This window comes from Dinoroseobacter sp. S76 (assembly GCF_049801095.1).
Classification (GTDB): Bacteria; Pseudomonadota; Alphaproteobacteria; order Rhodobacterales; family Rhodobacteraceae; genus Dinoroseobacter.
Genome location: NZ_JBNAGH010000002.1, coordinates 702697 through 712768 on the forward strand (window position 1 = coordinate 702697; position 10072 = coordinate 712768).

Here is a 10072-nt window from a genome sequence, read left to right on the forward strand (position 1 = left end):
GGGCAATTGCTGCTGTAGTACGGGCCAAGGCATAGCATGGGAGGACGGCCCTCAGGGGCCGCTATGCAGATGAACCCGAAGGATCTCGCCACGAGCGATCCGTCCGCGACGGATCATGCGGACAGCGTTGCAGCCGTGACGCGCTTTCTCGAAAGCCGGCTCGAGACGCTGGTCGACCAATCTATCGAGATCGCCAAGCGGAACGGCTATGCGCCCTTCACGACAACGATCCGCGCCGCATGGGTCGAGGCGATCCTGAGCGTGACGGAAAGCCTGGGCACCTATCTGGCCGCCCAGCCAGAGGCAGCCCCGGGCCCGCAGGCGGCCCTGGACTACCGCACCGATCCACGCTTTGCCCGCATGCGCCAGATTGCCCGGCGGCACCGCTCTCTCGGGATCACGATGCCGATGTATGTCGGCCTGCTGAAGCATTTCCGCAATCTCTATATCCGCGAGCTGGAGGGGCTGCTGGACGGCGCGCCGGGCACTGTGACGGACCGGGTGCGGGATTTCTTTGACGAGACCGAGCTCAGCATCTCCGCCGATTGGCACAATTCCGATGACAATGTCCGCCTGCGCGAGTTGCAGGAGCGCGCGCGCGCCATCACCCTCGACAAGGACCGCTATTTCGCAATCTTCGAGAGCCTGCGCAGCCCCGCCTTCCTGCTCGACAAGTCCTACAATCTGCTCAACGCCAATGAGGCCGCAGCCGAGACCTTTCTGGGCGACATGGTTGCGGGCGAGATCATCTATCTCCGCCTCATGCGGCAGAAAAAGAACGCCCTGCAAGAGGTGATCGACCAGACGATCGAGGCCATGACCGAAACGGATCGCTCGGTCTGGCTGAGCACATTGAAGGGCGCGCGCTGTTTCGACGTGCGGATGCGCGGGCTCCATGATGCGGTGGACAACACCTCGATCGGCCATGTGATGCTGCTCAGCGATGTGACCGAGCATCGCCGCGCCGCCGAGCGGGCCGAGCAATCCGAGCGCGGCATGTCGCGGTTTCTGGCCACCATGAGCCATGAGATCCGCACGCCGCTCCATTCCGTTCTGGGCGCGACGGAGCTTTTGCGGACGGCAGACACCGCCTCGGCCCAGAACTATCTCGACCTGATCGAAACGGCGGGCCAGACCCTGCTGCAGACGCTGAGCAACGTGCTCGACTACTCCAAGCTCGCCAATGACCCGCCTGAGCCGCGGGTGACGACGCTGGACCTCGCGCAGGTGCTGACCACCTATGAGCGGATCGCGACGGTGGGTCAGGGCCGCGAGAGCGCCAATCTCAGCCTCGAGATTGCGGGCGATCTGCCCCGCTGGGTGCGGATCGACTGGGCCATGGTCCAGCAGGTGCTGAGCAACCTCATTTCGAACGCGATCCGGGCGGATGACGGGCATGGCGTGGTCGTCGCGATCCAGCGGTGCAGCAGCGAGGCCCCGGCCCTGCGTTTTGAGGTGCGCGATCACGGACCGGGCCTGCCCGAGGCCGATGCGGAGGCGCTTTTCAAACCTTGGGAGAAGACGAAGGCGCGCGAGACCGGAAGCGGTGGCGCGGGGCTCGGGCTCGCCATCGCGCATCATCTGGTGGAGGCCATGCGTGGCCGGATCGGCTATCGCAACCACGACACTGGCGCTGTGGTCTGGTTCGAGATCCCCTTTGACCCCGCCGAGGCGCCAGGCCCGGACCCCGTGGCCGCGCCGCAGCGCGCCAGCGCAACGCTCGCCGCCCGCCAGCGCTGTCTGCTGGTGGATGACGACCCGATCGGCAGCACGGTCACCACCCGCCAGCTGGAGCGTCTGGGCTTCGCCGTCACCCATGCGGGCACGCTCGCGGCCGCGCGGGCCGCCACTGCGCAAGGCGGTTTCGACGTCTATGTGGTGGATTACACCCTGCCCGATGGCGATGGCCCAAGCCTCGTGCGCGCCCTGCGCGACCGGCTGCCGGCCGGGCCGCGCTATGTGGCGCTGACGGCCAATGTCGAAGCGTTGGAGCGCAGCGAGACCCTGCGCCATCTCTTTGATGGGATCCTCGCCAAGCCCGTGGATCAGGCGACGCTCGCCAGCGCGCTCAACACCGCGCCGCAGCCGTGCACCTCCCCCGCGGCCAGTGCGGCACAGGCCAGCCTCGAGGGGCTGTCGCCGGAAACAGTCACCGCCATGCTGCAGGCCTTTGAAGCCGCGTGGGAGGCATTTCGTCAGGACCTGCGCGCCGCGCGCGCGGGTGGCCCGAGCCCGGATCTCGCCCCGCAGGCGCATCGCCTCGCGGGCAGCACCGCGATCCTCGGCCTCTGCGAGTTGGAGGCCCCCCTCCGCGCACTGGAGCAGCGCTGGCCCGAGCATACCCAGCCCGAGGAGGTCGCCCCGATGCTGACCACCCTTGACCGGGATCTGTCGCAAGTGCCCTCCTGGTTGGCCCTCACCGCGCGCGCGGAGGCGCGATGACCCTCGGCCCCGCCCCGGCGCGACATGCGGCAAAGCTCGGCGCGGTGCTGTGTGTCGAGGATGATCCGGTGGTGCAGCTGATGCTCGCGGATATCGTGCGCATGGCCGGGGGCAGCTACCTGTCCGCCAGCACCGCACGGGAGGCGGAGGCCCATCTGGCGCGCACGGCCTTTGATCTGATCCTGCTGGACCGCAAACTGCCCGATAGCGACGGGCTGCTTTTGTTGCAGACGATCAAGCAGAGCTGCGATTGCCCGGTGATCGTGCTCAGCGCCATGGATGAGACGCGGGACAAGATCCTCGGGCTAGGCCTTGGGGCGGCGGAATATGTCACAAAGCCCTTCAACCCAGCGGAGCTCTCCGGTCGGGTGCGCGCCGTGCTGCAGGACCGGGCGCAATCCCGCGCGGCAGCGGATAACGCGCCGATCACCTGCGGGACGCTGGCCTTCAACCCGGGCACGCGGTCCCTGAGGATCGGGAGCGACGAGGCGTTTCTGCCCCCGGCGGAGGCGCGGCTGCTCCATGCGTTCCTGCTCGGCCTGGGTGAGCCGCAAAGCCGGGACGCGCTGACCCGCATGACCTGCGGACGGGATTGGACGCCGGGGGACCGGACGGTGGATGTCCTGATCACGCGGCTGCGGCGACGCATCCCGGCGGAGGTCGCCCGGATCGTGACCATCCACCGCTTTGGCTATGTGTTCACCCCCACGGATGGGATCGCGCCTGCGCGCCCCTAGCGAAAGACATAGCCCAGCCCGCGCACGGTGCGGATGACCTCCGGTTTGCTCGGGTCCGGCTCCACCTTGCGGCGAATGCGCGAGATGCGCAGGTCGATGGAGCGGTCATAGGGCTCCCATGCACGATCATGGGCCTGATCCAGCAGCTGGTCGCGATTGAGGATGCGGCCCCGGTTCTGGGCAAAGACCCGCAGCAGGCTGAACTCCATGGTCGTGATCGCGATCTCCTGACCGTCCTCGCCATAAAGGCGCGCCCCGTCGAGATCGAGCCGACAGCTCCCGAAAGGCACGGTCCCCGAGAGGTGCCCATCCTGGGGCGGGCTCTCCTCATGGACATGGCTGCGCCGCATGAGGGACTTCACCCGGGCGTGGAGTTCGCGCAGATCGACGGGCTTGACCAAATAGTCATCGGCACCGAATTCCAGCCCGAGCACCTTGTCGACCACATCGCTCGCCGCGGTCAGCATCATCACCGGCACCGTGGATTGCGCCCGGATCTCGCGCAGGGCCATCAGCCCATCCTTCCCGGGCATCCGGATGTCGAGCAGGATCAGATCCGGCGCCTCGCCTTGCAAAAGTTCCAGCATCTCATCCGCATCCGCCGCCTGAACAACGCGATACCCGCATTCATCCAGATGATCGGCCAGCATCCGGCGCAGGCTCTCCTCATCATCGCAAATCAAAATCCGTTCGGACATCAATGTTCCTCTCCGGCGGCCCGGGCAATCAGCGCCAGCAACTCCGGCTTCACTATGGGTTTTTCGATATAGGGGCGTTTGGACCGCTCGAGAAACAGCACGACCTGCGCGCTCATGGCATCGCCGGTGATGAAGCCGGTGCGGCCCGCATTCTCCGGAGCGATGGCCTCGAGCGCCCGGTAGAAAGTCTCGCCATTCATCTCGGGCATCTTGAAATCACTGAGGATGGCGTCGAAGGGCTCGGCTTCGGCCATGCGCAGCGCGGAGCGCGGATCCGTGGTGCAGGTGACCGAGAAGCCTTCTTCGGTCAGCATATCGCCGATCAGCCGGGCCACCACATCCTCGTCATCCACCACGAGGATCCGGCGCGCCTCGATCACCTTGGGGGCCGTCAGGATCGGGAAGGGCGCAGTCTTGCTGCAGGGCAAGGAGACGAAGAATTGCGTCCCCTTTCCGATCTTGGAGCGCACGGTCAGGGCACCCTCATGGCTCTGGACGATGCGGTGGCTGAAGGCGAGGCCGATCCCGGTCCCCTCGCCCACATCCTTGGTGGTGAAGAACGGCTCGAAGATCCGCGACTGGATCTCCTCGGGGATCCCGTGGCCGTTATCGGCGATCTCGATCCGGACCTTGGCGCCCAGCACCCGGCTCCGCAAGGTGATGCGCCCGGCGCTGCCTTTGCTGCGCACGGCGTGGCCCGCATTCACAATGAGGTTGCTGAAGACCTGCGCGAGCTGGTCGAAATCACCCAGCACACGGGGCGCGCCCGGATCGAGATCCACCTCCACCACGGTGCCACTGGTCTTGAGCGAATAGCTCGACACCTCCAGCGCAGTTTCCACGATATCGTTCAGGCTGCAGATCTCGGTCTTGGTCGGACGTTGCCGGGCCATGGCGAGAAAGGTCCGCACGATCTTGGCCGCCCGCTCGGAGGATTGGCAGATCATGTCCATGCGCTCGGCCATGGCGGGGTCTTCGATCTTGCCCTGCAGCATCTGCGAGTAGCCAAACACCACCGAAAGCGGGTTGTTCAGCTCATGGGCGACCCCGGCCAGAAGCTCCCCCAGGGCCGAGAGCTTCTCGGTCTGGTGGGCGGTCTCGCGCTGCTGCGTGAGCTCTTCTTCGAGGGCGAGCTGGTCGGTCACGTCCTGGATCTGGATCAGGGAACCGCCAAAGGCCGTGGCATGGGCCTTGCCGATAAACTGGCGACCGGCGGCAGAGGCGAAATGCATCTCGCGACCGGGCCGCGCGAACCCATTGATCAGCCAGTCGGAATAGGCCTGCTGACCCTGGCGCTCGGGGATGGCGAAGAACCCCGCCGCAATCTGGGCCTCAAGGGCCGCCGACAGGCTTTCGCCGGGCGCGAGCATCGCTGCGGGCTGTGTGTCGCCCATGATCTCGATCCAGGCCGAATTGGCGAAGATGAAGCACAAGTTCTCATCGACCAGCACGAACCCCTCTTCCAGCGCCTCGATTGCATCGCTGAGCATGTCCCGCGCCCGGGCCATGGAGTTGCGCTCTTCGGTAATGTCGAGCGCGGTCACCATGAAGCCGCCGAGATTTGTCGGCTTGATGTTGGTCATGACAATGCGGCCATCGGTGAAGACGAACTCGCGCCCCTCGCCAAAGCTCCGGACCCAGTCTTCCATATCGGCGACGATCATCTCTTCGGTGACGCCGGGTGGCAGAACGACCACCCCCGCCCGGTAGATATCCCGGACACAATCGGCCACGGGGGTGCCGACCTCGAACGGGCTGCCGCGATAGCTCAGGATCATGTCCACGTAGCGCTGGTTGCAAGTCAGGAAGGTCATGTCGCTGCCCCAGATCGCGAAACCTTCGTCGAGGGATTCCATCGCATCGAACAAGAGCTGCCGCGCGCGCGCCTCGGAATTGCGCTCCTCGGTGACGTCGAGCGTTGTGATCAGAACCCCGCCCAGATTGGTCTGCTTGGCCGAGGCCGAGATTGTGCGCCCATCCTTGAAATTAATCTCGATCGCGCCGCCGAAGTTGCGCGCCCAGCTCATGTAGCCCTCAATCCACTCGGCCTCGCTCACCCCTTCTGGAATGACGAAGGCGCCCGAGCGAAAGGCCTCGCTGATGCAGGATTCGGCCGGCGCGCCAACCTCCCAGGGCGTGTCCCGGTAGGGCGTGATCATGCGCATGTAGTTGTCGTTGCACATCAGAAAGCGGAACTCCGCATCCCAGAGCGCGACCCCTTCCTGCAAGGCATCAAAGGCCGAGATGAGCTCGCGGCGGCGCGCTTCCTCGGCTTCCCGCGCCTCCATTCGGATGGTCACGTCCTCGATCGACAGAAGATACCCGCCCAGAGCCGTGCGCTTGGACGAGGCCATCAGCGTCCGGCCATCGGTCAGGGGCAGCACGATATCCGACTGGCAGCCCTTGACCGCCTCCAGCAGGCCCGCCGTCATCTCCTCCGGGGTCAGATCTTCGGGCACCACATAAGTTCCGGTGGCGAGTTGCTTGACCGCGAGATCCCCGGCATTGTCACCGATCTTGGGCACGAGCCCATCGGCAAAGGCGGTCTCCACGTATTTCTCGTTGAAGAGCACGAAGTTCATGTTCTCATCGAGCAGCGCAATGCCGTAGTCGATGCCGGAGAATGTATCCTCCAGCAATGCCAGCGCTGCATCGCCATCAACATCGAACCGGGTTTCGGACATGCGTTCCGCCTTGTGCCACACAGGTCCAGACCAATCATGGTCAGATATCCCGAGCATGTCACTCAGTGTATCAATTGTATCAGGCATCCGGTCTCCGATGGAAACGAACGGCGTCACGCGACGCCGCCCCTGCGCATCCGCAATTCCGTGAGTGATGACGGTGCGACCCGCTCAGCCGGCTGAGGCCGGTTTGCGCCGCCGCTGCAGGGCCGCCAGGGCCAGCCCGCTCGCCCCCAAGAGGAGCACCGGCGCTGGAAGCGGCACAGGCGCGGGCGCATCCGAGCCGCGCTGGATGGTGAAGAGGACATTGTCGATGCCGAATGCCTCGATATTGGTCAACCCATCGAGAAAGGCGATCTCGAGATAGGAGGCCTGCTCCCCTGCGAAATCCCAGCCGATGAATTGCTGCGTCTGGTCTGGCGCATCCGCAATCTCCAGACTGGCGATCAGGGTGTCGGTCGCGTCATAGACATTGACCGCAACCTCCCGCCCGCCATCGGCAAGATCGCTGAACTCCGCGCCCCAGGCGAGCATCGGCGTGTCGAAATCGATCCGCATCGCCTCGTCCAGCGTCGAGGCCCCGAGGATGAAGGTCGTCCCATCCAGGTGAAACCCGGAGAAGTCCGGACCCACTTCGGTGCGGTTATAGGCTCCCGGGAAATTCTCGAGATCCGGACCGGAGAAGGCCAGCTTGTTCACCTGCAGCGTGCTGCCACCGAAGCTCTGGTTGATGGCCTGATCGTTGAAATCAACGCTGAATTGCGGACCCGTATCCTGCACGAACTGGGCTTGGTCGGAATAGATGATCGGGGCCGCACTGGCCGCCGAGGTAAGCATGAGCGCACCCAGAGCGGGCGCTGCAAAACAAACTTTTTTCAAAGCTTTGTCTCCGTTTGAAAAGGGGAAATCAGAAGATGAAATCATCAAGGATGATATGGGGAACGATGCCCGGATCCTCGGGCTCCAACGCCGGGGCCACATCGCTGACCCAGCCATCCGTCTCGGACAGCGCAGTACCTTCCAAGGTCGCCTGCAGGGTCTCCGGCTCGATGATGGCCTTGCCCCGAGCCAGGGCGACGGGGGCTTCGTTAAACTCAAAAAACACAATCCAACTCCTTTGGTCTTGGGCATGGCGCGCCCGTATGGACCCGCCCTCTTTGGCAGCGTTCTTTGTCCGCGCGATTTCGCCGTTCGTCTGAATTGTGGAGATTGCGTACCGATTGTATCCGCGCGCGCCGGGCACAAAAAAAAAACCTCCGGAGCAGGGAAGCATCCGGAGGCGCACTGGTTACACTGGAGGAACGGTCCTGCTAGCTCGGGCGTCGGCGGATCCCCAAGACGCCGAGCGCCGTCGCCAACAGGACAAACCCGGCCGGCAATGGCACGGGTGTGGGAGACGGGACCGACGGGTCCCGGTTGAGGTCAAAGGTGATCTCTTCAAAAAGCGCGGCGTTATCGATCGCCTCTTCAAAAGTTGCCGGACCAACCCCGTTGATGCGGAACAAGTCGAATTCGGGCGTATCGAACTGCCCGACAACGAGCGCGCCTTGCCCCTGGGAATCGGTGTAGTCATAAAGCCCGCTTTCCCAAACGAGCTCCCCTTCGAAATACCCTGCGAGCGTGAAGATGTTCGAGACATCGGACCGCCGATCGATCTCAAAGGAGATGAGCGAGAACACCCCGGACTCGTGGGTAATCTCCATGCTTTTGGAGGCATCAAAGAAAGAGGTTCCAAGACCCTTTTCGATCACAGCGCCAAAGCCGGTCACTTCGAACCCTTTCTCCGAATAGGGGAGCAGTTCGAGCTCCTCCTCGAACTCCAGCGTGACGGGGGTGGCCCCCACAGCGGGCGCAAGGGCCAGCAGACCAAGGGCGATGGCTAGGCTTTTCATTCAGGTCTCCACAAGGATGGGGGCAACCGCGCCCCGATTGCCTCTACCCTGACCGCGGAGTGTATCCCGGTGACGTCGCGCCAGGTTTCAATTGTATCACTCTGTGGCCCGCCCGCAGGCGCGCACAAAAAAAAACCCTCCGGAGCAGGACGCATCCGGAGGGGCACTCGTTACGCGCGGGGCCTTGGCGTCAGGAAGAAAACCGCCGCAGCCCCAGCCCCGCCAAAGCGGAGCCCAGTAGGAACAGGCTTGCCGGCAGCGGCACGGGCGCTGGCGCATCCCGCTGCAGGTCGAAAGTCATATCATTGAAGAAAATCAGGTTATCGAGCGCATCGTCATCGGTGACCGGCCCGGCCCCTACGATCAGGAATGTATCGAAATAGGGCGTGTCGAACCCGCTGATTTCAAGCGCACCCGCGCCCTGCTGATCACCGAAATCATAAGCCCCGCTTTCCCAGACAAGCTCGCCATCCAGATAGCCCTCCAGCGAGAAGGCGTTCTGGACATCCGGGCGGCGGTCGATCTCGAGACTCAGCAGAGAGAACACCCCCGCCTGACGGGAAATCTCAATGCTCCGGGAGGCGTCGAAGAACTCCGAGGCCAGCCCATCCTCGACCAACGCCCCATGCCCCGAGATCTCGAACCCCTTTTCGGTCTGCGGCAGAAATTCGAAATCTGCCGTGAACTCCAGGGTCACAGGCGTCGCGTTGGCGGTGGGGGCCACCAGCGCGATACCAGCTGCGATCAAAAGGGGCTTCATACTCACTACTCTCCACAAGGACCGAGCGGCTGTGCTCGGCTCATGCGGGGGTTGTGACGCCCTTCTGTATCCGCGTTACGTCGCGGGATGTCTCAATTGTATCACCGCTCGGATCAGTGGCTGAGCACCTGATCGAGGAAAGTCCGCGTGCGGTCGCTTTGCGGGTTGGTAAAGAAGCTCTCGGGGTCGTTTTCCTCGATGATCTCGCCCGCATCCATAAAGATCACGCGGTCGGCGACCTTGCGGGCAAAGCCCATCTCATGGGTCACACAAATCATGGTCATCCCCTCTTCGGCGAGGGTCACCATGACGTCGAGAACCTCGCCGATCATCTCCGGATCGAGCGCAGAGGTCGGCTCGTCAAAGAGCAGGATCTCGGGCTTCATGCAAAGCGCCCGGGCAATCGCCACGCGCTGCTGCTGGCCACCAGAGAGTTGGCCGGGATACTTGGGGGCCTGGTTCGCGATCTGCACCTTCTCCAGATACATCATCGCGGTGGCCTCGGCCTCCTCCTGCGGGATCTTGCGCGCGAGCATGGGCGCCAGCGTGCAGTTTTCGAGAATGGTCAGATGCGGGAAAAGGTTGAAGTGCTGAAAGCACATGCCGACATCCTGCCGGAGCTGGTCGATCTTGGGATCATCGGCGGCAATCGGGTGGCCGTTGATCTCGATGACCCCGGACTGATGCTCTTCGAGCTGGTTGATCGTCCGGATCATGGTGGACTTGCCGGACCCCGAGGGGCCACAGACGACGATCTTTTCCCCCTTGGTGACGGTCAGATTGATCGACTTCAGGGCGTGGAAGGTTCCGTAGAACTTGTTCACATCGGTGAGTTGCACCGCGGGGATCGTCGTCATGG

9 protein-coding genes are annotated in these 10072 nt (G+C 63.8%); 2 read left to right on the top strand and 7 right to left on the bottom strand.

Annotation, left to right across the window (positions count from 1 at the left end; genetic code table 11):
• Positions 1–63 precede the first annotated feature (63 nt).
• Both ACP153_RS09210 and ACP153_RS09215 read left to right on the top strand, forming a co-directional pair.
• Complete coding sequence (locus tag ACP153_RS09210) at positions 64–2442, top strand: ATP-binding protein (RefSeq protein ID WP_424970677.1); 2379 nt, start codon at positions 64–66, stop codon at positions 2440–2442.
• Positions 2439–3179 (top strand): response regulator transcription factor, encoded by a 741-nt coding sequence (locus ACP153_RS09215; RefSeq protein ID WP_424970678.1) that lies wholly within the window; start codon positions 2439–2441, stop codon positions 3177–3179. Before ACP153_RS09210 ends, ACP153_RS09215 begins: the two co-directional genes overlap by 4 nt.
• On the opposite strand, the gene ACP153_RS09220 is transcribed toward ACP153_RS09215, so the two are convergent.
• From ACP153_RS09220 to ACP153_RS09250, 7 genes are all read right to left on the bottom strand, one after another.
• Positions 3176–3877 (bottom strand): response regulator, encoded by a 702-nt coding sequence (locus ACP153_RS09220; protein WP_424970679.1) that lies wholly within the window; start codon positions 3875–3877, stop codon positions 3176–3178. The two genes, ACP153_RS09215 and ACP153_RS09220, sit on opposite strands and share 4 nt — an antisense overlap.
• On the bottom strand, positions 3877–6648 hold the full coding sequence (locus ACP153_RS09225; RefSeq protein ID WP_424970680.1) for a PAS-domain containing protein: 2772 nt from the start codon (positions 6646–6648) through the stop codon (positions 3877–3879). The genes ACP153_RS09220 and ACP153_RS09225 overlap by 1 nt, the downstream gene beginning before the upstream one ends.
• A gap of 84 nt (positions 6649–6732) precedes the next feature.
• Complete coding sequence (locus ACP153_RS09230; protein WP_424970681.1) at positions 6733–7398, bottom strand: hypothetical protein; 666 nt, start codon at positions 7396–7398, stop codon at positions 6733–6735.
• A 70-nt stretch (positions 7399–7468) separates the two neighbouring features.
• Positions 7469–7666, bottom strand: a complete 198-nt coding sequence (locus ACP153_RS09235) for a hypothetical protein (RefSeq protein WP_424970682.1) — start codon at positions 7664–7666, stop codon at positions 7469–7471.
• Positions 7667–7871: 205 nt separating this feature from the next.
• Positions 7872–8453: a hypothetical protein gene (locus tag ACP153_RS09240; RefSeq protein ID WP_424970683.1), complete on the bottom strand. Its 582-nt coding sequence runs from the start codon at positions 8451–8453 to the stop codon at positions 7872–7874.
• Between the two features lie 190 nt (positions 8454–8643).
• Positions 8644–9213, bottom strand: a complete 570-nt coding sequence (locus tag ACP153_RS09245) for a PEP-CTERM sorting domain-containing protein (protein WP_424970684.1) — start codon at positions 9211–9213, stop codon at positions 8644–8646.
• A 113-nt stretch (positions 9214–9326) separates the two neighbouring features.
• Complete coding sequence (locus ACP153_RS09250) at positions 9327–10070, bottom strand: amino acid ABC transporter ATP-binding protein (RefSeq protein WP_424970685.1); 744 nt, start codon at positions 10068–10070, stop codon at positions 9327–9329.
• Between the last annotated feature and the right edge of the window lie 2 nt (positions 10071–10072).

Coding starts and splice junctions, on each gene's coding strand:
- ACP153_RS09225 (WP_424970680.1), bottom strand. CDS start 6,648: ATGCCTGATACAATTGATACACTGAGTGACATGCTCGGGATATCTGAC.
- ACP153_RS09210 (WP_424970677.1), top strand. CDS start 64: ATGCAGATGAACCCGAAGGATCTCGCCACGAGCGATCCGTCCGCGACG.
- ACP153_RS09220 (WP_424970679.1), bottom strand. CDS start 3,877: ATGTCCGAACGGATTTTGATTTGCGATGATGAGGAGAGCCTGCGCCGG.
- ACP153_RS09240 (WP_424970683.1), bottom strand. CDS start 8,453: ATGAAAAGCCTAGCCATCGCCCTTGGTCTGCTGGCCCTTGCGCCCGCT.
- ACP153_RS09250 (WP_424970685.1), bottom strand. CDS start 10,070: ATGACGACGATCCCCGCGGTGCAACTCACCGATGTGAACAAGTTCTAC.
- ACP153_RS09245 (WP_424970684.1), bottom strand. CDS start 9,213: ATGAAGCCCCTTTTGATCGCAGCTGGTATCGCGCTGGTGGCCCCCACC.
- ACP153_RS09215 (WP_424970678.1), top strand. CDS start 2,439: ATGACCCTCGGCCCCGCCCCGGCGCGACATGCGGCAAAGCTCGGCGCG.
- ACP153_RS09230 (WP_424970681.1), bottom strand. CDS start 7,398: ATGCTTACCTCGGCGGCCAGTGCGGCCCCGATCATCTATTCCGACCAA.